Source organism: Pseudomonas sp. ASL7, from assembly GCF_056680375.1.
The window spans coordinates 2,378,366-2,404,063 of the sequence record NZ_CM155279.1; the positions used below are offsets into that span (position 1 = coordinate 2,378,366).

Consider the following 25,698-nt stretch of genomic DNA (forward strand, 5'->3'; position numbering starts at 1 on the left):
TACCCACATCCTCTTCGTATGGTATTTTCCAGCGCCAGTCCGCTGGTGGTATCTGCCCCAACGAGCACGGACTGAAGCAAACCATTCGAGATAGAGCCTGTGATCAAGAAAGACCTCGCCTTGCAATTGGCCCCTCGCGTTATCGAGATGGTTCGCGCCCGGTCGATGAAAGCCGGTGAGCCGTTGCGCGAGGAGACATTCGCGCAAGCGCTTGGTGTTTCGCGCTCGCCTATTCGGCGAGTTTTTGCCTTGCTCGCGGAGTGGGATCTCGCCGTCCAGGAGCCCAATCGTGGCTACTTTCTGAAACAAGGCGCAGGGCAACTTCAGGAAACAACATTCCCTCTCTCCAGTGATCCTTTCGAAGACTTTTACCTTCGCGTGGTCGACGACATTCTTGGCGGCGAAATACCTGCCCACTTTTTCGAAGCACAGTTGTTGCGCCGTTACGAAGTGCCCCGCGGACAATTGCTCAAGGTATTGAACAGGCTGGCCAGCGAAGCCATGGTGGAGCGCAAGCCGGGGCAAGGATGGGTGCTCAAAGACTTCGTGCATAACGCCCAGACATACATCCAAAGCTACCGCTTTCGTATGGCTATCGAGCCGGCCGCCCTGCTTGAGCCCGGTTATCAGATCAATAAAACCGCGTTTGCCAAGGCCAGGCAACAGCAGCAGGCGTTGCTCGATGGGGATATCCACACTTTGTCCCGTTCCCAACTGTTTGAAGTGGGCGCCCAGTTTCACGAGCTGATCGTGCAGTGCTCCAGAAATGTCTTTTTCATCGATGCCACCCGCCAGCAAAATCGGCTCAGACGTTTCATGGGCTACAAAGCCAACGTCGATCGCACTCGTCTTATGGCGCAATGCCAGGAACACATCCATTTGCTCGACCTCATCGAGGCTGATCGGCGTGAAGAAGCCGCGCAATTTCTCTGGAGGCATCTGGATGACGTGGGCCGACTCAAGACTCAACAAGACGTCATGCCAGAAGATGATGAGATGAAGAGCGCACCCCTAACACCCCATTTCTGATCGAAGCTCCGTCAAATCGCTCTCCAATAATTCGCTAATCAGCGCAGCACTATTGTCTCTCGTCGGCACACGATACAGAAATACAGCTCACTCGTACTCAATGTCACGGTCAAAAATTGTATTTCAGTGCAACACGGGTCAATTGTGCACCCTGCTTCTGGCACGGAAATGCAGAGCATTTACTGCTTGAAGATACATTCGGCGTTCACCATCAACCGAGTGAGATTTCATCAAGGCTCACGACCAGCTTGACTGATTGTCGAACGAAAACAGCCACGGACATTACCTTTTAATGCCCTTCACTGCCGTTCAATCAATGCCTGCACTCGGCCAACACCACTTGACAGGTATTCGGTGTCCCACCGGATCGGCCGGCATAGCGTATGCAATTATCCAGTGATTTTTGGCGAGCCGTGCTCAAAGTGGAACCCCAAGCCAGGCCGCCCTCGCCGGCAGTGGGTAGCGCTTTTGCATAGCAGCTTGAGCCGCTGTTCGAGGCCGAATAGCGGGTCCTGGCATTTTTGCCTGCACACCCTGACAGCACGAGGTTGATGGCGAGTAGGCACGGTAGGACCCAGAACAAGCAGTGGCGCGCTGTTTTTCCGTCCATCCCATTCCCCCTGTATCAAGAGGCTAGCGGCATGTTTGTGGTCGTGCGCTATTTAGATTAGACGGTGTCGCGGCTGCCACCGGGACCTGTTTAGCGGACCTCACTCATTCGGCTGCGTTCGTCAGGGGCAGGTTGAAATGGCCGTGGCTATTTCACCGCGCTTCCTTTCTTGATATCTCCGCAAAATATATCGACGCTGCCACTGTCCGGTGCGGTCTGCACAACGATGGAGTATTCACCGGAGAGCAGAACGGGCAGTTCGACCGGTGCGCCTCGTGTAAAAGACCAGCCGCGTATGGGTTGGCGCTCGGTGGTGACCTGATCATTCATTGCGAAGGCGACGGGGCCAGGTTGCTGGCAGCTGCCTTTATTGATGAAGGTGTAGAGGCGCAACGGCAGAGAGACTCCGCTTGGAGCACCACTGATGAAGAAATCGAATCCGGTTTTTTTGTCCCAGCTTGTCAACGTTACATTACCGATCTGACCCATGTTCTGCCGTGTCGCAACCAGAGTAACCGACACTCCATGGTCTGATGACGTGGTACAGCCGAAGAGGCTTGCAGCGGTCATCAGGACTGCAAGTGAGTATCTGAGCTTCATTGCGAACCTCCTTCGCGAATGGGTGACAGCGTGTTGAAACGTCCTTGATCGAACGACTTGCTATCGCCCTCCTTCAATCAGCGAAGTCGAGCGTGTCGCCAGGACGTCACTGTTCCGGCGTTTTAAGCGGTGACAGTCAAGGGATCTCGTCCATCGCTTGATTGTAGGTCCTGTCCAACTGATCCAGCAGATCGTTTTCTTTTTCGAGTTGCTCGAGCAGCTTTAGCATGTCGTCCGTCCCCCCAGGCTTTGTATCGGCCTTACGGACACCGAGTATCTGCGCCAGTCTGGTAAAAATGTGGTGCACGGTGGAAACCGGCAATTTTTCCTCGATGACGATTTTTACAATCTCGATAGCGATCTTGCCGGCGACATCCAGGGCTTTCGCCACCGGAAAATCCTTGGGTGCCCCCTTCAGCGCTTCAGAGATACGACGACCAATCTCCTCCCAACTGACATCGAGCTTATCCCTTGAAAATGTTTGAAACGTAGAACGACGCATCAGCAATGCGATCGTCGCCAGACATTGAACCCGAATCACCAGATTGCCGATTTCGGCAGCCCGTGGGAAAGCTTCAGCCTTATATCGTTCGAGGTTTTCCCGGGCTTGTTGGGTGTCATCGCTCAGTTTTTTGAACGCTTTTAACGCGCTCGACGTCAGATCATGCTCTACGGCATCACCCTCATCGACCGGCGGAAGATTGAAGGGCTCCTGCTGAAGCTCAAACCCTCGGATCATGAGGGCGGTAATGGCCTGCTCCATCTTCATGTGTACCAGGTTTACCTTGCTCGCAAACGACCCTCGCTTCTCCGGGAAGCTGGTGATGTAACGTTGTGCCTCCAGCGCAGACTGACTTGTTCTCTCGGCTCGTTTGGGGTTGTTGTCACGGAAGTCGCAAAGATAGCTTTCGATGATCCTGCGACCCAATTCATCGTCCTCGATACTTTTTTCGTCCGCATCGATAAAAGCCTTCAGCCCCTCGTTAAGGCGTCGTTGCAAGGCTTCAAGGTCTGGAGGAGGATCGGCCATTTCAGGTCTCCGGAAGGAGGCTGTTGAGCTCCGAAATAGTCTAGTTCATAGGCGATAACCCATGATGCTACTTAAATCCGGGCGAACAGGCGCGCCTCTGGAAGGGAGACTCATCGCGCTCATGACTCTCGGTCCGGAGCAGGGAATTCTGTCCCCTGAATAAACCTTGCAAAGTCTCTAGCTTGCACCTTTACTCGTTACAGAATGTCTGAACATAACCTCATCAAACTGGTCTTCCACAACAAGGGTTAAACACGCTTGTTGAAATTCCGCGTTGTTCTCTTCCGGATCTACCTGGAGAACTCAATGGATGATGAAGAACATGAAAGAGCGTTTGACGGCAGTTCTGCGAAAACTCATATCTCCTTCAATACGGTATGAGATAAGAAATGCTGCAAACTGGACAGGAGATATCCTTGGACGTGCATGTATCTGGCGCTGGGAAGTTGCCAGATTCAAATTGCAGAAGGAAAGTCCTTACGAAATCCTCTATATCGGAAGGAAAAAGCAGCGGGAGATGGCCAAGCTGCTCATAGGGGGCAAGTCCCCAGAGGATTCCCCCATGGTCGACGGCGAACCGGAACCTGTGACGTCGAATCATGTGGTAGTGGTCAGTGAAGCGCCGAGCGCAGGGGCCTTGTCTGTACCCATCTATCTGAGCGCCGTCGTACCGCTGGGGCGATCCATCGAGGACATCACCGCAAAATACGATAGCGAACTGCGTCGAAGTATTCGCAAGAACCGACCGCACTACCGAATGCGTCAAACCCTGCTGGATGAGGAAATCGAAAAGGCGGACAGGGAATTGCTTCGCCCTTATGCCGCGGCAAGGCAAGGCATCCACGCTGCGCAACTTGCCACGCAGGAGGTGTTGAGGATAGCCAAGACTGTCGGCCGGCTCGACCTGATAATGCTCGGGGACGAGGTTGTTGCCTGCCACCTTGGCTGTGTCATAACACGGGGCGCAAAGCGCTACTGGAGCACGCTGCGTTTCGGCTATTGCGAGGCGGTTTTTTCAGATGCCAAGCGACTGCGTGAAGTCAATTCGATTACCACGTTCATGGCACTTGAATGGGCAATAGATAATGGCTTCGATTATTACGACATCGGTCTTTGCCTGGCACGACCGGATGACGGCCTTCTGAAATGGAAAAGAAGGCGTGGCGGTGATATCGATTCCTTGGGAAACCACGCGTATATGTTTATCCGGCTGCCCAAGACGGGCATAGCCAAATTCCTCTGGGCCACGCCGCTATTCGCCGTCGAAGGAAACAAATTGACTCTCCACCTTGGCTTGCCGGACGGGCCAAGCGATGAGGAAGTCGCCAACCGCTATCATGAAATGGTATTTGGCGGGCTGCACAAAATTTATCTCTATTGCGCCAAAAGCTCGGGCGAACAGTTTCTCGAAACCTTGCGCAGTCGCTACGCCAATTTGCAGACCCTGCCCATTGTGGAAAGGATTTCATCCAGCTGAGCAATTTCCAGGACTGAACTGAATACCGCGCTTCACGCCTGACTATTGACCCTATCCCACTGGGAGGACTCTTTATGGAAAGCGATGTCTCGGAAATACGCACGTCGACGGCGGGTAATCGAAAAAAATGGACCCTGGCCGCCTACAAATATATTGCAAGAAAAAGACTCGCCCGAAAGGCAGAGATCGACTTGAAAAGCGTCGCTGCAAAAAGCTGGGATATTGCGCCGGGCGAGACATCGCATGCGCCGTCGGCGTTCTTCCTGCCCAATCAACTGGAACGCGTGACAGGATGGGAGGCGAAGCGCTTTTATCCTTTTGAGCACCCCGCTCGCACAATGAATGGGCTGGGCCGCGTAGAACAAGGCCCGACACGCGGCTACTTGATCAAGGATGTCTGGCTGATCGATGGTGCGCTCTACAAGGACAATGCCAGTCTCTGGGTGTCTCTCAAACCGAGTAGGTTTCCGCGAATTTCCGTGGAACACGAATTCGATCGCGCAGCCGTCTACTGCACGCAAAATGGCAATACATGGTTCGGTACCTGGTTGATGGAAGACTGCGTGACCTATCCATTGGCCTGCAACGAAGGCGTCCCGGTGACTACCGCGCCATCCACCCGGTTTCCCCTGTTTCCCCAAGGCCCCGCCTATGAGGACTGGCTGGGTATGAAACCGGTGCGCTCGCACAGTGCATTTTTTCGTGAGCTGGTGATTTTCGACGATATGAGCAACAACCGAAGCCGGTATTCACGTTTCCGTGCCATGGGTGAAAAACTACTGTCGCACGTGAGCCATGACGCTCACCCTGGCGTGTTCATTCTCCGGGGTAGCGGCGGTGAAGTGCGCTTTATGCGCAATGAACTTGAGCTCGCGGAACATCTGCGTCAGAACCGGGGATTTCGCATCATCGACCCTTCGAAATCCGATGTCCCAACCATAGTAGCGACCTGTGCCGGGGCGCAGACTGTGATAGGGGTCGAAGGGAGCCAGCTCGTACACGGCATCAATGTACTCCAGCCGGGTGGTTCGTTGCTGGCACTGCAGCCACCGAACCGTTTCGTCAGCTACTACAAGTACCTGACGGATCGCGACCGGCAGAATTTTGGATTTGTAGTCGGAACGCCAGAGGGCGATGGCTTCAAAATCGACATTGCAGAGGTTGAACGCACACTGGACCTGTTCCCCGCATGACGCTGGCTTGAGGGATGCCTGAAAAAGACGTCCCGAACCTGCTGCCCCCTCCCCCCAAAAACCCGCTGACCGTTATCGGTTCAGCGGATTTTTTGCTGCGTATCCCGTCGATGCATTGAGGTTGGGTAGCCACTCAGCCCCAAGCACGGATGCACCCATACACGAAAGTGTAAGAGTTCTCTGAAAATCATTCCGGAACTCCCGTTAAAGGTCCTAAGTCAAAACTGGGTGCGGCATCCTGTGCCCCTGGGAAATAAAAAATGAATAAGCAAGAAATCGCAGGCAAGGCTTCGGTTGTTGCCCATCGCTCGTGGATAAAAAAACTGGGGCCTGGCCTTATCACGGGCGCGGCGGATGATGATCCAAGCGGTATAGCGACCTATTCGCAAGCTGGCGCACAGTTTGGCTTGAATACACTCTGGACCTTGTTTTTCACCTTCCCCCTGATGGTCGGCATTCAGATCATCAGCGCCAAAATAGGCCGCGTCAGCGGGCACGGGCTCGCGACCAATATCCGCCGTCATTACCCCAGGCCTTTTTTGTTTGTCATCGTCGCGCTGTTGATGCTTGCCAACACCATCAATATTGCCGCGGACATCGCCGCGATGGGCAGTGCAATGAAACTGCTGATCGGTGGCTCCGCACATTTCTATGCGGTCGGCTTTGGCGCGATTTCACTGCTGCTGCAAGTGTTCATTCCATACAAACGCTATGTGCGGGTACTTAAATGGCTGACACTCGTGTTGCTGGCGTATGTGGGCACTGTGTTTGCCGTGCATATTCCCTGGGGCCAGGTCGCTCGCCAGACCGTATGGCCCCAGCTGTCCTGGAAGCCGGAATACATAACAATGGTGGTGGCCATTTTTGGCACCACCATCAGCCCCTATCTTTTTTTCTGGCAGGCATCGCAGGAAGTTGAAGACATGACCGCCGCCCCCGACGCCCGGCCACTGATTGATGCGCCCGACCAGGCACGAAGCAGCTTTGGTCGCATTCAAACGGACACGATCGTGGGCATGGGCTTTTCCAACATCATTGCTTTTTTCATCATGTTGACCACGGCCGTCACACTCAATATGCATGGTGTCACAGACATTCAAACATCCTCCCAGGCGGCCAGTGCCTTGCGACCGATTGCGGGGGAGTTCGCTTTTTGGTTGTTCAGTGGGGGCATCATTGGCACCGGCATGTTAGCGGTCCCTGTGCTGGCCGGCTCAGCCGCTTATGCAGTGTCCGGTACATTCAAATGGGACAATAGCCTGGCCGCCAAGCCAAAAGCGGACAAGGCGTTTTACGGCATTATCAGCGCGGCAACCTTGTTGGGTGTCGTGATCTGCTTTGCGCCGATTGACCCCATTAAAGCGTTGTTCTGGAGCGCCGTAATCAATTGTGTGATCGCGGTACCTATCATGTTCATCATGATGTTGATGGCGTCGCGCAAAGACATCATGGGCACGTTCGTCATTCACCCTGGGCTGCGAACATTGGGCTGGTGCTGTTCGATCGCAATGGCGCTTGTCGTGATCGCGATGTTCTGGGGCTTCATGGCGATGTAGAGCACTTTCCCGGCGATACCCCATTCGCCGATTCAGGAGACCACCATGTTCAGCAAACTCGACCAGCAATGCATCGACACCCTGCGCTTCCTGTCGGTGGACATGGTGCAAAAGGCCGACAGCGGCCACCCCGGCTTGCCGCTCGGCGCCGCACCGATGGCCTATGTGCTGTGGACACGTTGGCTCACATTCAACCCGCGCAACCCACAGTGGCCTGACCGCGACCGTTTCGTACTCTCTGCCGGGCACGGCTCGGCGCTGCTCTACAGCCTGCTGCACCTCAGCGGCTACGAGCTTACGCTGGAGGAGATAAAGCGCTTCCGCCAATGGGGCAGCAAGACGCCGGGACATCCCGAGCGCGGGCACACGCCCGGCGTAGAAACCACCACGGGTCCTCTTGGCCAGGGCCTGGCCAACGCTGTCGGCATGGCCCTGGCCGAGGCGCAACTGGCCGCGTGCTACAACCGTCCCGGTCACGTGGCCGTCGACCACCATACCTACGCACTCGTCAGTGATGGCGACCTGATGGAGGGCGTGGCGAGCGAAGCCGCCTCGCTCGCCGGCCACTTGGGGCTGGGCAAGCTCACCTGCCTGTACGACGACAACTCGGTCACCCTGGCTGCCGGAACCGCCATGACATTCTCCGAAGACCGCGCGCTGCGCTTCGAAGCCTATGGCTGGCATACGATATCGGTGGCGGATGGCAATGACCTCACGCAGATAAATGCCGCACTGCAGGCGGCACGGGAACACACTGCGCGGCCGTCGTTAATTCTGGTTCGTACGCACATCGGTTACGGCTCACCCGAGCAAGACACCTTCAAGGCACACGGCTCACCGCTCGGTGTGGATGACGTGCGCAAGACCAAGGAGAAGCTGGGCTGGCCAACCGACCCAGACTTCCTGATACCCGACGCGGCGTTGGCGCATTTTCGCAAGGCCGTGGAACACGGGGCACAGAACGAGACCGCCTGGCGCGTGCGCATGGACGCCTACACCAAGGCCTTTCCAGAGCTCTCCCGCGAATTGGAGCAGCGCTTGAACGACGAACTGCCGTCGGGCTGGGATGCAGACATTCCGGTGTTTCCCACCGATGCCAAGGGGTTGGCCACACGCGACGCCGGCGCCAAGGTGATCAATGCCATCGCGCCCCGGCTGCCAGCACTGAGCGGAGGCTCCGCCGACCTCGACCCCTCGACGAAAACAGCGCTCAAGGGCCTCGGCGACTTCAACCCGCCACTCACCACGGGCACGGACCGGCAAGGCTCCGACGTTGGCGGCTGGAGCCGGGCGGGTCGTAACCTGCACTTCGGCGTGCGCGAGCATGCGATGGGCGCCATCGTCAACGGTCTTGCCGCACACGGCGGCTTCATTGCCTATGGTGCGACCTTCTTGATCTTCTCCGACTACATGCGCCCACCGCTACGCCTTGCGGCACTGATGGGCCTGCATGTGGTGCATGTGTTCACCCACGACAGCCTCGCGCTCGGCGAGGACGGTCCTACCCATCAGCCTGTCGAACAACTGGCGAGCCTGCGCGCCATCCCGAACCTGATTGTGATCCGCCCCGCCGACGCGAATGAAACCGCGGTCGCCTGGCAGGTTGCATTGACCACCCGTGACCGCCCTGTGCTACTGGTCTTGACCCGGCAAGCGTTGCCAACCCTGGATCGCAACCACTACGCCACGGCAGAGGGGTTGCGCCGTGGCGCCTATGTGCTCAGCGACGCGGCGAACAACAAGCCCGAGCTGATCCTGCTCGCAAGCGGCTCGGAAGTCGCCTTGATCCTGGCGGCGGGTAAACGCCTGGAGGGCGAAGGCATCGCCGTGCGCTGTGTCTCGATGCCGAGTTGGGAGTTGTTCGAGGCTTTGCCGCAGGCCGAGCGCGACGCCGTACTGCCGCCTTCGGTCGGCGCGCGACTGGCGGTCGAGTTGGGGGTGCGGCAAGGCTGGGAACGCTACATTGGCGCTGGTGGTGACATGCTTGGGGTGGAACGTTTCGGCGCCTCGGCACCGGCCGACGTCTTGCTGCGCGAATACGGCTTCACCATCGACAATGTCTGCGTGCGCGCCAAGGCGCTGCTGACACGGTCGTAGGGTGTTTCTCAGCGCTCCATCCAACGCGCCAGCCGTAGCCTGACCCGCGACGGCAGGCGCGTACGATTGTAGGCGTCGGCGGCCTTGCAAATCGCCTCCGCCTGCGTGGGATAAGCGTGAAGCACCAGGGCGATGTACGCAGGCCAACCCCGGCGACGATGGCCAGGGTGATTTCGTTGATCAACTCACCCGCATGCCGAGCGACGATGGTGGCACCGAGAATCCGATCCGCACGCTGAATGATTTAGCCAATCTGTTGCATCGACCGGTTGAATCCACAGTTGATTGCAGCCCTTGACGACAGGCAGAAATCGGCCAGGAACGGTCACTCACAAATGATCAATGTCGGTCATTTAGTTTTATCTACGTAACCTGTGGCACGCCCGGCTTCACAACGAAATTTGATCGAGAGAGCGTCACCGCTATCCCAGCAGTGCGTGTTTGAGCACCGAGTCGGTCGTGGTCTGATAGTGACTGGACAGCAGTTCGCAAGCCTTGTCTATGTCTTTGGCAAGCGCAGCATCCATCAACTGACGGTGTTCGTTGGGCACATCACGTGCGCTGCTGTCGGCATAGTGCATCGACAGAAAACGATAGCGCGCTGTCTGGTCTCGCAGTGACGAGCACAGCCGCAGTAATGTCGGTGAATTGCAGCCGGAGATCAGCGCCTGATGGAATACTTCGTGAGCTTTTTCCCACTCGGGTTTTAGCAGTCGCTCCGGGCCTTCGACGATGGTCAGGCGATCCAATCGGTGGTGAGCGGCAAGAACACGACTCTCCCACTCCACATCACCCTGACGAATCGAATCGGCAAGCGCCTTACATTCAATGTGCAATCGCGCAGCAGTGATGTCGGCGATTTCTGCTGCGGAGATACGGCCGACACTGAAACCTTTCTGATCGGCGGCAGATACGAAGCCACTGCTGGCCAAGCGCGACAAGGCTTCACGCAGCGGAATCACACCGACATCGTAGGCTTCGGACAATTCCTTGAGACGCAGGCGACTGCCCGGAGCCAATTGGCCATTGATGATGTCCTGGCGGATCCGTTCTTCCAGCTGCGAAGCCATGGTGCGCTTTTCGGTGGGCTCGGCCGATTGCCAGTTGATCAAAGGGGAATTCAAGGTCGACTCCATTTTTCGCTTGTCTGCGCGAATCATACACAGAATGAATAATTTCTCACATCATCTGAAATATATATTTTTTTGTTGACGGTATATTTTTTTGGCTCTAGCTTTGTAACACGCAGTCGGTACTGCCCTTCACCACCGGCGCCCATCAAGTCAACAAGAGAAACCCGTCATGCGCTACGTCCGCTTCCTCAATCAAGGTCAACCTGTTCTGGGTGTCGTTACTGCCGACGGCGTACGCGTACTAGGAACCGAAACGCTTGAGTCGTTGTTGGCGCGAGGTGTCGATCTGACCACTCATGCCCAAGGTGCCAATGGCGCTATCGTCGAAATCGCCGAAGACGCTTACCTGCCATTGATGGAACGTCCGACCAAAATCGTTTGCGTCGGCCTGAACTACGCCGATCACACCAAAGAGTCCCCTTACGCTCAACCGACCTACCCCACCCTGTTCCCTCGCTGGAACTCCAGCCTGACAGCCCATAACAAACCGCTGATTCGTCCGCGCATCTCCGACACCCTCGACTACGAAGGTGAAATGGCTGTGGTTCTGAAAAGCGGCGGTCGTCATATCCGCAAGGAAGACGCACTCGATCACGTCGCTGGTTATGCGCTGTTCAACGAAGGCTCGGTACGCGATTACCAGTTCATCTCGCCGCAGTGGACCGTCGGTAAAAACTTCGATGACACGGGTGCGTTCGGGCCGGTGCTAGTGACTGCCGATGAGTTGCCAGCGGGTGGCAAAGGTTTGTTGCTTGAGACACGCGTCAACGGCAAGGTTGTACAATCGGCCAACACCACAGACATGCTATTCGACGTCGCCACCATCATCTCTACGTTAAGTGAAGCGGTCACTCTCGAAGCAGGCGACGTGATTGTCAGTGGCACCCCGGCTGGCGTTGGTTTTGGCATGAATCCCAAGGTTTATCTGAAAGCAGGCGATGTGGTCGAAGTATCGATCGAGGGCATCGGCAAACTGGTCAACCCGGTTGTCGACGAAGTCTGATACAGACACGGCTTCGAACTCGGCGCAGGGCCGACCTCGCCCCTGCGCCCCACTACAAGAATAATTAAATGGAGGCAATCATGAGCGTTTCCCATGGTGTGCATTCAATCGATCATTACGCGCTGAACGTCCCGTCTCTGGACGAAGCCTGCCAATTCTTCGAAAGCTTCGGCCTCGACGTTCTCCGTGAACAGGACCAGCTTCTCTTGCGAGCAGCTGACGGCCACGTCTGGGCAAAAATTTTCCCTGCGGCCTCCAAGTCCCTCGCCTATCTGAGTTTCAACTGCTACGAGCAGGATTACGCTGCCTTGCGCCAGCAGATCGAAACCGCTGGCGGGCTGTTCGAAGATCGTCCCGAAGCCGGAATCTGGTTTCGCGACCCGGACGGCAACCTGTTGCACGTGAAGGTCGGCGAAAAAACCATGCCCGATCAAAAGTCCGACCACCACAACAGCATCACCCCGTCCAACAGCCGCGGCGCGACCACCCGCGACGCCATGGCGCAGGTCCGCCCTCGCCGCTTGTCCCATGTCCTGTTGTTTACTCCCGATGTGCTTGGCGCGCTGCACTTTTACCAACAGGCCCTGGGCTTGAAGCTCTCCGACAAGTCGATGGACATTATCGCCTTCAGCCACGCCGCCCACGGTTGCGACCATCATCTGGTGGCGTTCGCCAAGAGCAGCGCCAAGGGCTGGCATCATGCGGCATGGGAAGTCGACAGCATTGATGAAGTTGGCGCGGGCGCTTCGCAAATGGCAGCGGCGGGACACGTGAAAGGCTGGGGCACGGGCCGTCATTGCCTGGGTTCGAACTACTTTCATTACGTGCAGGATCCGTGGGGTTCGTTCTGCGAGTACTCGGCAGACATGGACTACATCTCCGAAGGCAGCGAATGGCCTGCCGGCGATTATCCCCCGGAAAACTCACTGTACCTCTGGGGCCCGGACGTGCCGGACAACTTCATTTTCAACACTGAAGCGGACACCCCGGCACCTGCCTGAGTCGCCTGCCGCTTATTGTTTAAAAAAACTGGAATTCCTGCATTGCGCGAGCCTCCCCGGTTCGCGCAACAGGCCCGGCCATGTCCGGAAATCATTGCGAAGTACACGAGGCACAGATCATGAACCAGCACACTACAGTCGATGTCGCCATTGCCGGTTACGGCCCCGTGGGCCAGACCCTGGCCATTCTATTGGGCCAAATGGGTTATTCAGTCGCCGTCTTCGAACGCTGGCCAGCGCTTTACCCGCTCCCGCGGGCAGTATTTTACGATCATGAGATTCGCCGCATTTTCCTTTCCATGGGCCTTGGCGAAGAACTGGCGAAAATCTCCCAGCCGTCGGCACGCTACCAGTGGTTCAACGCTGACTGGAAAGTCCTGGTAGAGATCGATTGGTCGGCTGAATCCATCAGTGATGGGCCGTTCGGTTACCTGTTCAATCAGCCATCGCTGGAAGCCGCACTGGACCGCAAAGCCAAGAGCATCGGCAACGTGCAGGTCCATCAGGGCTGGGAAGCAACTGCGCTGAAACAAGACACCCAAGGCTGCGATATGGTTCTCAATCGGGTCATCCGCGAAGACGGCAAGTTTTCACTCGGTGAAGAGCAGCAAAGTGTCCGGGCTCGTTATGTGATCGGTGCCGACGGCGCCAACAGCTTCGTGCGCCAGTCGCTGGGAGTTGAATGGCAGGATCTGGGCTTTCAGGAAGACTGGCTGGTGGTCGACTTGCAACCCAAACCCGGTGTGCAACTGGATGTGCCGGACATCGGCCAATGGTGCAACCCCGAACGACCGACCACCATGGTCCCTGGCGGCCCCGGTTATCGCCGCTGGGAATTCATGCGCCTGCCCCATGAAACCATCGAAGACTTGCAAGACACCGACAAGGTCTGGTCGCTGCTGTCGCGCTGGGTGACGCCGGACACCGCTGACCTGGTGCGCCACGCGGTCTATCAGTTCCGTTCACGTATTGCCTCGAACTGGCACAGCGGTCGGGTCATGCTGGCCGGCGACGCGGCCCACGTGATGCCACCGTTCATGGGCCAAGGCATGTGCTCGGGGATCCGGGATGCATGGAACCTGTCCTGGCGTCTCGATTTGCTGCTCCGCGGTTTGGCTGACGACAGCCTGTTGGACAGCTACACGCTGGAGCGCAAACCGCAGATCCGCGCCGTCATCGAAGCGTCCATGGCCATGGGTAAAGTCGTTTGCGTATCGGACCCGGCGAAGGCCGCCGAGCGCGATGCAGCCTATTTGAGCGGCAACGTAGCACCACTGCCGCCGTTCCCGGGTTTAACCGATGGTCTATTGCAGAAGGATGGCCAATTGCGCGGCATTCTTGGGGTTCACGGCTCGATCGAAATCGGTGGCAAGGTCAGCCGCTATGACGAAGTTATTGGACGCGGTTTCCACCTGCTTGTCCGAGGTAACCAGGATCCTCTGGCATCGCTCACGCCTGAACAGCAGAGCTTCATCCATGACTACGATCTGAAAGTCGTTCGACTCGCAGAAACGGCTGACAGCAGCAAAGGCATCTATCGCGACGTCTCTGGCAAATACTTGCGCTTCATGGCCGAGGCCGGACTCAAAGCTCTTATCGTGCGCCCCGACTACTACTGCTATGGCGGCGTTGCAGAGCTGTCTGCGCTACCCAAATTGCTCAACTCCCTGCGCGAACAATTGCAACAAAGCAGCCAACCCCACGTCGTTAATGGTGGAAAGGCCCGCCACGCCTGAGACGATTTTCCGGTGGCATGGACGCCCCGCCCCTAAAACTCTGACAAAAAAAACAAGAGACAGATAATGATCAACATCAAGGTGAAAACGCTTGGTGCGGTTCTGGCCGCCTTCGCAACGCTCAACACACACGCAGCCGAATCCCCTGAAACGGGTGAAGGCACACTGTTTCGTAGCCTGTTTGGGGACACGCTGGAAAAGGATTACGGGATTCAGGTCTCTGGCCTTTTTGACGTCGCTTACTCTCGCAATAATCGTTCGACACACGATGAGCGTCAGGGTGGGTTGAGCAATCTCCCGGTGGTTGGTTTCGCGGACGAGGGCCTGGAATGGGGTAGCTTGCATCTGTTCGTCGACAAGCCACTGAAGGGCACCATGGTACCACGTATCACGCCGTTGCCAGGTCCTGCGCCGAGCGAAGCATCCTTCGGCTTTACCTTCGAAATGAACTACGGGCGTAATGCGCAGTTCGCCCGCACCGCGGGTTGGGACCAGTACTGGGACGTTAACGCTCCTGGTGATAACAACCTCGCCAAGGCCCAGAGCGACAAGCAGAAGTTCCTTGCCATTCCCAACATCGCCGCCACCGCCTACCTGCCTTACGGCCCTGGTATCACTGCCATGGCCGGTATATTCGGCCCAGCCATGGGCTATGAGATACCGCCCAACATCCGTGCTGCGCGCAATCAATTTGCCAGCAAGACTTACGCCTTCGTCAGCGAGCCGGGAACCGTAAGTGGCGTGCTGCTCGGCACCCGATTGTACAACGGCGAATCGTCGATTCTCGGCGCCGAATTGGGCGTCGTCCAGGGTTGGGACAACCTGAGCGATAACAACCACCAGAAGTCGATTATGGGGGCCTTGCGTTGGCGTACTGCGGACATGCAGACCTGGGTGGACTATGAATTCATCGTAGGGGATGAACAGAACGACAGCTTCAGCGATGTGCAGGCTCCAACGTCGCGCTTGGTGTCGCCAGAGGGTCAGTTAAAGCAACAACACTCGCTCAACGGCTGGCATCGTTTCGACTCAAACTGGTCGATGGGCGCCGAGCTGGTTTATGGCCGTCAGAACGGTGACGGCAAGGCCACAACCATCGACATCATCAACGGTCCTGGTTTCGATGGCGCCCATTGGTGGGGTGCCAATGCGGTGCTCACCTACCAGCAACGCCCGGACCTCTCCTACTCGGTGCGAGCCGAACATTTTGCCGATCCCGACGGGTTCATCCTGCTGCCGGTATCTACCGCTCGCGGCAATTTCAATGCCCTCACTGCAGGCCTGCGCTATGACCTGAACAAGTACATCTCGTTGCGCCCTGAAGTGCGTTACGACGTGTTTGATGGCAATGCCGACGATCACCCGTTTGGCGCGGGTCGCTACAACACGCAGCTGACCGGCCTAGTTGAAGCGCTGTTTTATTTCTAAGACCTTGGCGGCCGGGCTTGCATACGGCCGCTAACCCTCAACTTCATCCGAGTAACAACCATGAACAACAATAAGCATGCGTGGGATGTGCGTTACGAATTCAAAGCGGTAGCCCTGCTGGCCTTGGGCTTCGGCCTCGTGGGCCTGGACCGGTTTATCATCCTGCCGCTTTTCCCGGTGATGATGAAAGACCTGGGCCTGAACTATCAGGATCTGGGCAACGTGACGGCGATACTGGGCTTGGCCTGGGGCATTTCCTCGATCTTCATGGGGCGGCTGTCCGATCGCATCGGTCGACGCAAAGTGCTGATTCCGGCCGTGCTGGTGTTTTCGCTGCTCGCAGGCCTTTCCGGTTTGGCGACTGGCATCGGCGGGTTGATGCTGATTCGCGCGATCATGGGCATTTCCGAAGGCGCTTTCACCCCAACAGCCCTGGCGGCCACGGCAGAGTCATCGCATCCTCGCCGGCGCGGGATGAACATCGGCATTCAGCAGGCGTTTTTCCCGATCCTCGGCTTGGGTCTCGCGCCCATACTCGCCACACAGCTGTTGCTCGTCGTGCCTTCATGGCGCTGGGTGTTCGCAATCGTTTCGCTGCCGGGTTTCCTGCTGGCATTGGCGATGTACCGTTACTTGCGGGAAACGCGCGCAGCCACTCCGAAAAAAGCCGAAGCAAGTGCCGCAGTGGATCACCCGCGCTGGCTGGATGCCCTGCGCTATCGCAACGTACTGCTGAACATCGTCGGCATGTTCTGCATGCTGACCTGCCTGTTCGTGATCAGCGTGATGATGCCTAACTACCTGATGGACTATTTGCACCTGGAAGTGCAGCAGATGGGCTTCGTCATGTCGGCTATCGGCCTGGGTGGTTTTCTCGGGCAATTAATCATGCCTGCTGTGTCAGACCGCATCGGCCGTAAACCGGTAGTGCTCATTTCGTTCGTCGCCACCGGCGCATTTCTTTGGTTGCTGATGGGCACTGGTGCCGAGCCGGTCAAGTTGTTCGCGCTACTGTTTCTGACGATTTTCTTCAACTTCAGCATGATCTGCATGACGGTCGGGCCACTCACCAGTGAATCGGTGCCGGCCGAGCTGACGTCTACCGCTACCGGGTTGGTGGTGGGCATTGGTGAGATTTTTGGCGGCGGTGTCGCGCCGGCTATCGCGGGTTATATCGCACAGCATCACGGAATCGAAAACACGATGTATCTGGCACTCGGCGCGGTGGTGGTCGGGTTACTGGTCGCGACCTGTTTACGTGAAACCGCACCCGCCAGATTGGCCGAGCCTGGGGTCGAAGGCATCGACAGCGTTTAACAAAATTCACTCTCCACCCGGGGAGCGACAGGAGGTCGGGATGGGATTGTTTGTTCGCAAGAACAGCTCTCCCGCGCCACGCACACGATGAGCGTGCCAGCGCCAGGCGCCACGATCGCCCGGCGCTGATTTATCCCTTGAGCGTTTCATCGAAGTAAGGCGCCGGCCACAAGCCGGCGCCGTCTCATCTGATGTTCGCTAAGACAGCGGCAAAAAAACAAAGCGTCCATCAATGCGCACGCTGCGATCCCCTTCTTTGAGGACAAATCCGTTGTTTTTCAGAAAAATGAAGTTGGCACCGCGCTCAATTTTCGGCTTTGGTTTGATTGGCTTGGTCGTCCTGCTGCTTGGCCTGTTCTCATTGAGTATGGTCAAGCAAATGAGTGTGCAGTCCGAAGCCATCAGAGAAGTCTGGGTCCCCGCAATCATCCGGCTTGCAGCGTTGAACACAACGGAGGATCGAGCCGGAATAATGACCTTCAGGATGGTGGTTCTACAGGACCCCTCTGCCTTGGCCGCCAATCAGACAGCGTTGAAGCAAGTACTCGAAAGCGTTCGACAGCAGCAAGATGATTTTGCCGCGCACCTGCACGAAAAGTCGGAGCAGGAAATCTTCGAACGCTACCTTCAGGCCTACAAGGCTTTCAGTCATGAGCGACTCGAAGTCATCCGGCTCGCAGCAGGTGGGCAAACGGCATCGGCTATCGAGATACTGAACGGCCCCATCGATAAATTTGCCATGGAACTGGCCGTCAGCTCGGGGCAGCTGCTGGATTTTTATCTGAAGCATTACCATCAGGCGGCTGAAAACGAACAGCAGACACGTGATCGTGTCGTGACGGGGGTCATTGCGGCAATGGCACTGGCCGCCCTGTTGACTGTGCTGCTGGCGACGCTCTACACCAGAAGTATTAACCAGCCACTGCTCGACGCTCTTAAGGTAGCGGAGAACATTGCGCAAGGTGATTTGACCTCTTCAATCGACGATACGGGGAACGATGAGCCAGCCTTATTGCTTCGAGCATTGAGGGCCATGCAGGGCAATCTTCACGACACCGTTCTGCGTATAACGGACTCTTCCACCCTGCTGGCTTCGTCCTCGCAGCAGTTTCATTCAGTGATAGCGATCGCTACGAGCGGGCTTCAGGAACAGAACAGGGAAATCGAGCAAGCCGCCACCGCCGTGAATGAAATGACCGCTGCGGTCGATGAAGTCGCGAGAAATGCATCGGCAACGGCACACGCTTCACGAACCACGGATGTCGCGGCACAAACTGGTAAAGCTCGTGTCGTCGAAACACTTGAGTCGCTCTCACTATTAGCAGAGCGCATTTCCATTACCGCAGATCGCGTAGAAGCACTTGCAAGCAGCGTGTCCGGCATTAACCGGGTGCTTGAGGTAATACGGTCTATTGCCGAGCAGACTAACCTCCTCGCGCTTAATGCGGCCATTGAAGCCGCCCGGGCGGGGGAAGCAGGTAGAGGTTTTGCTGTCGTCGCCGAGGAAGTGCGGGCATTAGCTTTTCGGACGCAACAATCTACGGGTGAGATTGAACTGATGGTCAGCGAGCTAAGCAGCGTGGCGGCGCACACATTGTCGTCCATGCAACTGAGCACGGATCGTGTCCACTCAACCTTAGGCCTTGCTCAAGAGGCGGATTCGGCATTGCAACAGGTAACCATTGCAGTCGAGTCAATCAGTCAAATGAACATCGTCATCGCCAGTGCGTCGGAGCAGCAAGCCCAAGTCTCTCGGGAAATTGACCGGAGCTTGATCAGCATTCGTGATCTGTCGGTGCAAACCTCGGCGGGCGCGGTACAGATTCATTCGACCAGCGAAGAACTGTCGCTCCTGGCCACGGGCCTGCGCGGTCACATCAACAAGTTTCGCCTCTAGCTCGGGCGTTCAGCATTCTTTGCGCGAGGTTTTATACATGATCGAATTCCACCAAGTCACCGCGTACCAACAACAGACACGGGGGCTCAATCGGTTGTCGTTGAAGATTGAGCCGCACGAGCGCGTGGCAATCCTGGGCCCCAACGGCGCGGGTAAAAGCACCCTGCTTAAACTGATAAACCGGGAGCTGTATCCCGTTGTGCAGGAAGGCAGCTACCTGAAGCTTTTTGACAGCGAAACCATTCATCTTTGGCAGTTGCGGGACAGGATCGGTTTTGTTTCGCACGACCTGCAAGAGAACTACACGCCCTATACCACGGCATTAGAGGTTGTCGTTTCCGGGTTTTTCGGTGCGATTGGCAGTCATGAACACTTTCAACCGACGAATATCCAGGTCGATCAGGCGCGGGCAATGATGACCAGACTCGGAATTGCGCAGGATGAGGCCTGCATGTTTCAGCGCCTTTCCACCGGCCAGAAGCGGCGTCTCCTGCTCGCCCGAGCACTTGTTCATCATCCCGAGGCGTTGATTTTCGATGAGCCCGCCAATGGCCTGGACATGGGCGCCAGCCTGGCCATGCTGACGCTGTTGCGCAGCTTTTGCAGTGAGAACCGGTCATTGATCATCACCACTCACCACGTTGACGAGATCATTCCCGAAATTGACCGCGTGGTGCTGATCAACCGAGGACAAATTATTGCTGACGGCCCAAAACCCGAAATTCTCACGAGTAAAAACTTGTCGGAGCTGTATCAGACCAGGCTACAAATCACCGAGAACAACGGTTGGTATCGCTGCTGGCACGATTGAGGCTGCCGTTCAAATCAAGGCGAATCAGTGGGGGGGCTCGCCGGGTCACCCGCAGCCGATGCCACTCCCGCCTGCAGGTAGACCTTGGAAAACGCCACGGCCTCCTGCGCCGGGGTGTTCGCCACACCGAAACCGCGCAGCACCATCAAAATGACCGCGTCGATATAAACCTCCGGGTCGTCCACCTTGCGCTGGGTCATGCTGCGAACCCCTTCCAGCGTCGCGCCGATCAGAGCATCGACGCCTGCCTGCATCGAGGGCAGTTCTAGCAAGCCTGCGCCTCGTCCCGCCTCCAGGTCGGCGAATACGTACTTCAGCAGGATCGACTCGTGCTGCACTAACTCGGCCCTCAGGAAAAACGCCGCCCAGCGACGGTCGGTATGTGCACGAAGCAGAAAAAGCCGCATCGCCGTGCTGATGCGCTCCAACGGATGAGTCAGCACGTCATACACGGGCAGGATGTGCAGGGTCATGCCGTCGGTGGCTTCCTGGCCTATGGCAGCCAATGCCTCCTCCAGTGAAGCAAAGTGTTTGTAGAACGCTCCTCGGGAAATCTGCGCCACCCGGGCAACATCCTCGATGCTGACTGAAACCTTCGTAGGGTCGGCTAGCAAGTCCATGGTCGCCGAAAGTATTCGAGCGCGCATCGCATCACGTTTGCGCCGAGCGGTCACGGTTCGGTGATCCGGCGGTGCGTCCATGTCCGCTCTCACTGTGGCCGGACTTTCCATTTGCGTTATGCCTTTTTGCATCAAATCGCCCACTCGCCCAGATGAATATATATCTTGACTGCAAAAATATATTTTAATTAATATCGAATTCGTCACCGTGACGGATTCGTCACTATTGTGTCACATGCCCATCCAAATAATCCCAATAACAGGAAAAGCCATGAATTCCGTCCTCCAAAATGCGGTTGTCGACGCCCAGATCGATAGCAGCGACCTTATTGCCCGCGCCAGCGGTTTGGTCGAGACCTTGCGCTCGCGTACCCGTGAAGTCGATGAACTGGCCCGTCTGCCCGAAAACACTGTGGCCGACCTCGACGCCATCGGCGCCTTTGACCTGATGATTCCACGCCAGCATGGCGGCCTGCAAACCAGCGTCAGAACCTACATGGAAATGGTCAGCGAAATTGGCCGTGGAGATGCCTCGGCCGGCTGGGCCTGCGCGCTGATCAATATTTGTAACTGGATGGTCGCAACCCTTTATCCCAAAGCGGTCAGCGACCCCATCTTCGCCAGCGGCGGCAAGGTGCGTAGCAGCGGTGTGCTGTCGCCACGCAAAGCCAAGGTCAAGCGCCAGGCAGGCGGCATTCTTATCGAAGAAGGCCTGTGGGGATTCAACAGCGGCGTGTACCACGCACAGTGGGACCTGCTGGGGATTCCGATCGTCAACGAAGCGGGTGAAACCGTGGACCAGGGGCTGGCGCTCATCCCGATCCAGGACATCACCCTGCTGCACGATTGGGACACCATGGCACTGCGCGGTAGCGGCAGTACCTCGGTATCGGTAAAAAATCTGTTCGTACCCGATGAGCGCATCGCTTCGGTGTCCAAAGCCATCGCCGGCGATTACGCGTCCACACACCTGCAAGGTGAAGCGCTTTATCGTGGCGCGTTCATCCCGCTGCTGGCAATCATCCTGGTGTTTCCGGCCTTGGGCATCGCCAAGGCAGCACTGGAAACTTTTCTCGCCAAACTGCCCGGCCGCGGCATTCAGTACACCTGGTACAGCCAACAGGACGAGGCTGCAGTGACCCACCTGCAGGTAGGTGAGGCCTCGGCCAAGTTCGATGCTGCACGCCTGGTGGTGGAGCGCTGCGTGGACGAAATCGACACCTGTGCCGCTCGCGGCTTGGCCATGGACCGACAAACTCGCGCGCGCATCCGTCGCGACACCGGATATGCCAGTCAGTTGATCTGGGAAGGCGTCGACCTGCTGGCCACGGCCAGCGGCGGTTCCCTGGCGGGTACTTCCAACCCGTTCAACCGCCTGTGGCGCGACGCCAGAGTGGCCAATCTGCACGGTGTGGTGTGTACCTCGACCAACCTGGAACTGTTTGGGCGAATCCTGTGTGGCAAAGAGGCCAATACACCTCTGGTGTAATGCACGATTCAGGCAGCGGCCACGCGCACTGGCCGCTCGGCAAACGAATGGAGAATGACAATGAATAATGCACACAATGACGCTGCCAAATTTCGCCGCGTGATGGGCCGCTTTGCCACGGGTGTAACAGTGGTGACCTACGAACGGGAAAACCAACCGGCAGGTATGACGGCCAATGCGTTCCTGTCGGTGTCACTGGAGCCGCAACTGATCCTGGTGTCGATCAAGAACGAGTCACGCTTTTGCAACCACATCAAGCAAGGCGACTGTTACGGCGTGAACTTTTTGACCGAACAACAGGAACACCTTAGCGGCCACTTCGCCGGGCGTGCCGTGGAGGGACTGGACGTGGCCATGAACAAGGTTCAGGGCGTGCCAATCATCGAGGGCAGCCTGGCCCACATTGTTGCTCGGGTAGTCCAGATCCATGCGGCTGGCGACCACCAACTGTACATCGCTGAGGTGGTCGAGCTTGTCGAAGCAGAACAGGCGCGACCGCTACTGTTCTTCTCTGGCCAATACGGCAAGTTGAACGCGGCTTGAGGCCGGGAGGGTCGACGGCGAGCCGGCTTCATTGCCCCCGCGCCAACGATCACAACGTTGCTGGCGCCACTGCGCCTTGATGTGCAACCCTCAGAAATGCGCGCACCGCACCGCCGGTTTCGTTGACGCGGCTGATGAGCAGCAAGTCGGTGTGAGGTTCTACGTCGTCGAATGTTCGGTAGGTCAGGCCCGGAATGCTGACCTGCATCAACGGCGCAGGCACCATCGCGACCCCCATGCCGGAAGCAACCAGCGCGAGCACGCTTAACGTGCTGGTTGTCCGTTGAACCTTCGGCTCGCGCCCCAATGCCTTGCGCAGCCTGGCCAGCATGTATTCATCTGCGCCGTGATCGGCATAAATGATCAACGACTCCGCGCCCAGCATCGGCACGCGCAACGTTGGCTGGTTCGCCAACGGGTGGTCTTCGGGCAATGCAACCACTAAGGGCCAAGTGCCGATGCGCGCGAATAACAAGGCACTGTCGAGGGCCTGACCGCCGTGACTCGGCGCATAACCCAAGTCCAATTGACCGCTCTGAATGGCTTCGACCTGTAGCTGCGGCGCCAGCTCGCGGAGGATGACTTCCGCGTCCGGATAAGCTGCGCGAAAGGCGCGAACGTCAGCCATCAACCGGCCGCTGAACACGGCGTTGCCGGCGAAGCCGATTCGCACGCAGCCCATCTCTCCTCGTAGCGAGCGCTGTACCACACGCTGGGCGTGCGCCGCCTGATCGAGGGTGCGCTGTGCTTCGGCACGCAACAACACACCGGCTTCCGTGAGTTCCACGCGACGACTCGTGCGCAAGAACAAAGGACCACCGAGTTCCTCCTCCAGGGCGCGGATCTGCATGCTCAACGCGGACTGAACAATGTGCAGGCGCTGAGCTGCCCGGCCGAAATGCCCTTCCTCTGCGACAGCAAGGAAATAACGCAAATGACGCAAATCCATGAGTGTTTTTACCCATCAGAATTAGTGATCGATCCTTCATATCAATCTATTTGAAGTTATCTGTCCAGGGGAAGATGCTGACGCTAACACCCCACCACCCGCCAAGGACACCGCATGCAGACTTACCTGGAAGACCGCCTCCAAATTACCGACCTGATTACCGGCTGGATCCATCGCGATTTAGGCCAATGGGATCAACTGGCCGACCTTGCCCACCCTGACGGGACCATAGAAGTCACTTGGTTTGAAGGACCGTTTGCCGAGTTCGTCGAAGGTTCAAAGCGCATGGGCAAGTCCGACTTGCGCACCAAACACCTGATCGGCACGCCAGTGGTCACCATCAATGGCAGCAAGGCCATCGTTGAAACCAACGCGGTAATTGTTGGCGAAAACCTCCGGTTGGATCTGGGTTGCAGCGTGCACAACCGTTTCTACGACCTTGTCGAGAAACGCCAAGGCCTGTGGAAGCTGGTCAAGCGCCAGAGCATCTATGACATGGGCGGCTTCACCTTCCCCCAAGGCCTGATCGAGATTGATCGTGAAACCGTGGCGCGCTACCCGCGCGAATACGCGCCGCTTGCCTACCTTCTGGAAAAAAGCGGCTTCCCGCTCAATCGGGTATTCGCCACCCGCGGCAGCGACCTTGAACTGACCATGCGGACCGAGGCCAGCGCGTGGCTCGCTGACTGATAACCCGCTATCGCCCACTTCACAACAGAGATTTTCCCGCACCCGGCAACCGCTTTGACCTTGCGTCCCGAACAGCACCACTACCGAAAATAATTACAACAGAGGTATTCAGTCGTGAACAATCAACTCGACATCTGCACGATAGTCGAAAGGAGTCGCTTGGGCGCCTTTCAGGTACTTGTGCTCGTACAGTGCTTCCTGTGCATGGTCGTCGATGGGTTCGACATTCAAGCCATGGCCTATGCCGCGCCCAGCCTCATCACTGAATGGGGCATTCCCAAAGCCAACCTGGGGCCGGTGTTCAGCATCAGCATGCTAGGCATGTTGATAGGTTCGCTCGCTTTGGGCTCGATAGCCGACCGTATCGGTCGCCGGCCAGTATTGGTGACCGCCTCGTTAGTGATGGCGGTTCTGATGTACTTCACCGCTCACACCACGACGGTGGACGGACTATTGGCACTGCGCTTTCTTACCGGGATCGCCATGGGTGCAATCGTGCCTAACGTCGCCACCCTGGTGACGGAATATGCCCCCCGGCACAACCGTGTGATGCTATTGACGCTGGTGTCATCGGGAATGGTCGTGGGAGGTCTCGTCGGCGGCGCCCTCGCTGCCGCACTGATTCCGCAGTATGGCTGGCAAGCAGTTTTCTATTTGGGTGCCATCGCCCCACTGTGTGTGGGTGTGCTGATGTTCTTTGCACTCCCCGAATCGCTGCAGTGGTGCGTTCTGCGCGGACGCCAACTCGACCGCGTCAGGGCCATCCTGACCCGTATAGAGCCCGGCCTTCAAATTAGCGAACAAACGACCCTGGTGATCGGTGAACCGCGCAAGAAAGGCCTGTCGCTCGCTCACTTGTTTGCCGATGGCAGGCTGCCCGGCACTTTGCTGCTGTGGCTGATCAACTTCATGAATATGCTCTGCGTGTATTTCCTCGCGTCGTGGACGCCGGTGCTGATGAGTGGCGCGGGCCATTCACCGTCGCAGGCGGTACTGGCGGGCACGTCCATGTGGCTGGGTGGCCTGGCAGGCGGCTGGCTCTTGGGCTGGTTTGTCGACCGACGCGGCTTCGGCGCCGTGCTCGTCCCCACATTCATTGTCTCTGCCGTGGCCATCGTTCTGTTCAGTCAGTACTACACCTCGATCAACCTGGCTTACGTGACCATTGCGGTCGCCGGCTTCGGCATCCTCGGCGGCCAAGCGGCACTGAACGCCATGACCTCTACCTTTTATCCGACTGCACTGCGCGCCACCGGCACTGGCTGGACGCTGGGACTCGGTCGCCTGGGGGGCATTTGTGGTCCTTTCATCGGCGCCACTCTGCTGCATCTGCAGTGGTCGACGAGTGACCTGCTGGTGGCCGCAGCCATTCCCGCCAGCATCACCGCCATCGGCATCATTGGCTTCTGGCGCCTGAATCGGACGACGGCTGTGCCAGTCACCAACTAAGCGTTCCGCACTGCGGCCAGCGGATGGCCGCATCCCGATA

The 25,698-nt window shown here is 57.3% G+C and carries 22 protein-coding genes; 16 read left to right on the plus strand and 6 right to left on the minus strand.

Annotated elements, in window-relative coordinates; genetic code table 11:
- Positions 1–99: 99 nt before the first annotated feature.
- Complete coding sequence (locus AC1MDT_RS10800; protein ID WP_480422010.1) at positions 100–1,029, plus strand: GntR family transcriptional regulator; 930 nt, start codon at positions 100–102, stop codon at positions 1,027–1,029.
- Positions 1,030–1,342: 313 nt separating this feature from the next.
- Here the strand turns inward: AC1MDT_RS10800 and AC1MDT_RS10805 are convergent, their stop codons facing one another.
- From AC1MDT_RS10805 to AC1MDT_RS10815, 3 genes are all read right to left on the minus strand, one after another.
- Positions 1,343–1,639, minus strand: coding sequence for a hypothetical protein (locus tag AC1MDT_RS10805; protein ID WP_480422011.1), 297 nt, complete (start codon positions 1,637–1,639; stop codon positions 1,343–1,345).
- Positions 1,640–1,786: 147 nt separating this feature from the next.
- The gene (locus AC1MDT_RS10810; protein WP_480422012.1) at positions 1,787–2,239 is read right to left on the minus strand and encodes a hypothetical protein; all 453 of its coding nucleotides are present in this window, start codon (positions 2,237–2,239) and stop codon (positions 1,787–1,789) included.
- A gap of 136 nt (positions 2,240–2,375) precedes the next feature.
- Positions 2,376–3,269 (minus strand): hypothetical protein, encoded by an 894-nt coding sequence (locus tag AC1MDT_RS10815; protein WP_480422013.1) that lies wholly within the window; start codon positions 3,267–3,269, stop codon positions 2,376–2,378.
- Between the two features lie 322 nt (positions 3,270–3,591).
- On the opposite strand from AC1MDT_RS10815, the gene AC1MDT_RS10820 reads away from it, so the two are divergent.
- The 4 genes from AC1MDT_RS10820 to tkt all read left to right on the plus strand — a co-directional run bounded on the left by AC1MDT_RS10820 (position 3,592) and on the right by tkt (position 9,592).
- The gene (locus AC1MDT_RS10820) at positions 3,592–4,746 is read left to right on the plus strand and encodes a hypothetical protein (protein ID WP_480422755.1); all 1,155 of its coding nucleotides are present in this window, start codon (positions 3,592–3,594) and stop codon (positions 4,744–4,746) included.
- A gap of 74 nt (positions 4,747–4,820) precedes the next feature.
- Positions 4,821–5,939: a glycosyltransferase 61 family protein gene (locus tag AC1MDT_RS10825; RefSeq protein WP_480422014.1), complete on the plus strand. Its 1,119-nt coding sequence runs from the start codon at positions 4,821–4,823 to the stop codon at positions 5,937–5,939.
- A 260-nt stretch (positions 5,940–6,199) separates the two neighbouring features.
- Positions 6,200–7,495, plus strand: coding sequence for an NRAMP family divalent metal transporter (locus AC1MDT_RS10830; protein ID WP_480422015.1), 1,296 nt, complete (start codon positions 6,200–6,202; stop codon positions 7,493–7,495).
- A gap of 45 nt (positions 7,496–7,540) precedes the next feature.
- Entirely contained in the window at positions 7,541–9,592 is a 2,052-nt protein-coding gene (gene tkt / locus AC1MDT_RS10835; RefSeq protein ID WP_480422016.1) for a transketolase, read from the plus strand.
- 422 nt (positions 9,593–10,014) lie between these two features.
- Here the strand turns inward: tkt and AC1MDT_RS10840 are convergent, their stop codons facing one another.
- On the minus strand, positions 10,015–10,716 hold the full coding sequence (locus AC1MDT_RS10840) for a GntR family transcriptional regulator (protein ID WP_480422017.1): 702 nt from the start codon (positions 10,714–10,716) through the stop codon (positions 10,015–10,017).
- A 178-nt stretch (positions 10,717–10,894) separates the two neighbouring features.
- Between AC1MDT_RS10840 and AC1MDT_RS10845 the strand changes: the two genes are divergently transcribed.
- The 7 genes from AC1MDT_RS10845 (at position 10,895) to AC1MDT_RS10875 (ending at position 19,918) form a co-directional block, all read left to right on the plus strand.
- Positions 10,895–11,728 (plus strand): fumarylacetoacetate hydrolase family protein, encoded by an 834-nt coding sequence (locus AC1MDT_RS10845; protein WP_201117367.1) that lies wholly within the window; start codon positions 10,895–10,897, stop codon positions 11,726–11,728.
- Between the two features lie 80 nt (positions 11,729–11,808).
- A complete protein-coding gene (locus AC1MDT_RS10850) occupies positions 11,809–12,729 on the plus strand; it encodes a VOC family protein (RefSeq protein ID WP_480422018.1) in 921 nt (306 codons plus the stop codon).
- Between the two features lie 119 nt (positions 12,730–12,848).
- Complete coding sequence (gene mhpA, locus AC1MDT_RS10855) at positions 12,849–14,465, plus strand: bifunctional 3-(3-hydroxy-phenyl)propionate/3-hydroxycinnamic acid hydroxylase MhpA (protein ID WP_480422019.1); 1,617 nt, start codon at positions 12,849–12,851, stop codon at positions 14,463–14,465.
- A gap of 66 nt (positions 14,466–14,531) precedes the next feature.
- Positions 14,532–15,893 carry an outer membrane beta-barrel protein gene (locus AC1MDT_RS10860; protein ID WP_480422020.1) on the plus strand — a complete coding sequence of 454 codons (1,362 nt, stop codon included), beginning with the start codon at positions 14,532–14,534 and terminating at the stop codon, positions 15,891–15,893.
- Between the two features lie 60 nt (positions 15,894–15,953).
- Positions 15,954–17,210 carry an MFS transporter gene (locus tag AC1MDT_RS10865; protein ID WP_480422021.1) on the plus strand — a complete coding sequence of 419 codons (1,257 nt, stop codon included), beginning with the start codon at positions 15,954–15,956 and terminating at the stop codon, positions 17,208–17,210.
- A 232-nt stretch (positions 17,211–17,442) separates the two neighbouring features.
- Positions 17,443–19,107, plus strand: coding sequence for a methyl-accepting chemotaxis protein (locus AC1MDT_RS10870; RefSeq protein WP_480422022.1), 1,665 nt, complete (start codon positions 17,443–17,445; stop codon positions 19,105–19,107).
- Between the two features lie 37 nt (positions 19,108–19,144).
- Positions 19,145–19,918, plus strand: coding sequence for an ABC transporter ATP-binding protein (locus AC1MDT_RS10875; RefSeq protein ID WP_480422023.1), 774 nt, complete (start codon positions 19,145–19,147; stop codon positions 19,916–19,918).
- A 14-nt stretch (positions 19,919–19,932) separates the two neighbouring features.
- Here the strand turns inward: AC1MDT_RS10875 and AC1MDT_RS10880 are convergent, their stop codons facing one another.
- Positions 19,933–20,619 (minus strand): TetR/AcrR family transcriptional regulator, encoded by a 687-nt coding sequence (locus AC1MDT_RS10880; RefSeq protein WP_480422024.1) that lies wholly within the window; start codon positions 20,617–20,619, stop codon positions 19,933–19,935.
- A gap of 190 nt (positions 20,620–20,809) precedes the next feature.
- Here AC1MDT_RS10880 and AC1MDT_RS10885 point away from each other — a divergent pair, with 190 nt between their 5' ends.
- Together AC1MDT_RS10885 and AC1MDT_RS10890 are read left to right on the plus strand one after the other, a co-directional pair.
- Complete coding sequence (locus AC1MDT_RS10885) at positions 20,810–22,027, plus strand: acyl-CoA dehydrogenase family protein (RefSeq protein ID WP_480422025.1); 1,218 nt, start codon at positions 20,810–20,812, stop codon at positions 22,025–22,027.
- 60 nt (positions 22,028–22,087) lie between these two features.
- On the plus strand, positions 22,088–22,570 hold the full coding sequence (locus AC1MDT_RS10890; RefSeq protein ID WP_480422026.1) for a flavin reductase family protein: 483 nt from the start codon (positions 22,088–22,090) through the stop codon (positions 22,568–22,570).
- A gap of 49 nt (positions 22,571–22,619) precedes the next feature.
- On the opposite strand, the gene AC1MDT_RS10895 is transcribed toward AC1MDT_RS10890, so the two are convergent.
- Positions 22,620–23,519 carry a LysR substrate-binding domain-containing protein gene (locus AC1MDT_RS10895; RefSeq protein WP_480422027.1) on the minus strand — a complete coding sequence of 300 codons (900 nt, stop codon included), beginning with the start codon at positions 23,517–23,519 and terminating at the stop codon, positions 22,620–22,622.
- A gap of 114 nt (positions 23,520–23,633) precedes the next feature.
- On the opposite strand from AC1MDT_RS10895, the gene AC1MDT_RS10900 reads away from it, so the two are divergent.
- Together AC1MDT_RS10900 and AC1MDT_RS10905 are read left to right on the plus strand one after the other, a co-directional pair.
- Positions 23,634–24,209, plus strand: coding sequence for a nuclear transport factor 2 family protein (locus tag AC1MDT_RS10900; protein WP_480422028.1), 576 nt, complete (start codon positions 23,634–23,636; stop codon positions 24,207–24,209).
- 159 nt (positions 24,210–24,368) lie between these two features.
- Positions 24,369–25,658 carry an MFS transporter gene (locus AC1MDT_RS10905; protein WP_480422029.1) on the plus strand — a complete coding sequence of 430 codons (1,290 nt, stop codon included), beginning with the start codon at positions 24,369–24,371 and terminating at the stop codon, positions 25,656–25,658.
- Positions 25,659–25,698 lie beyond the last annotated feature (40 nt).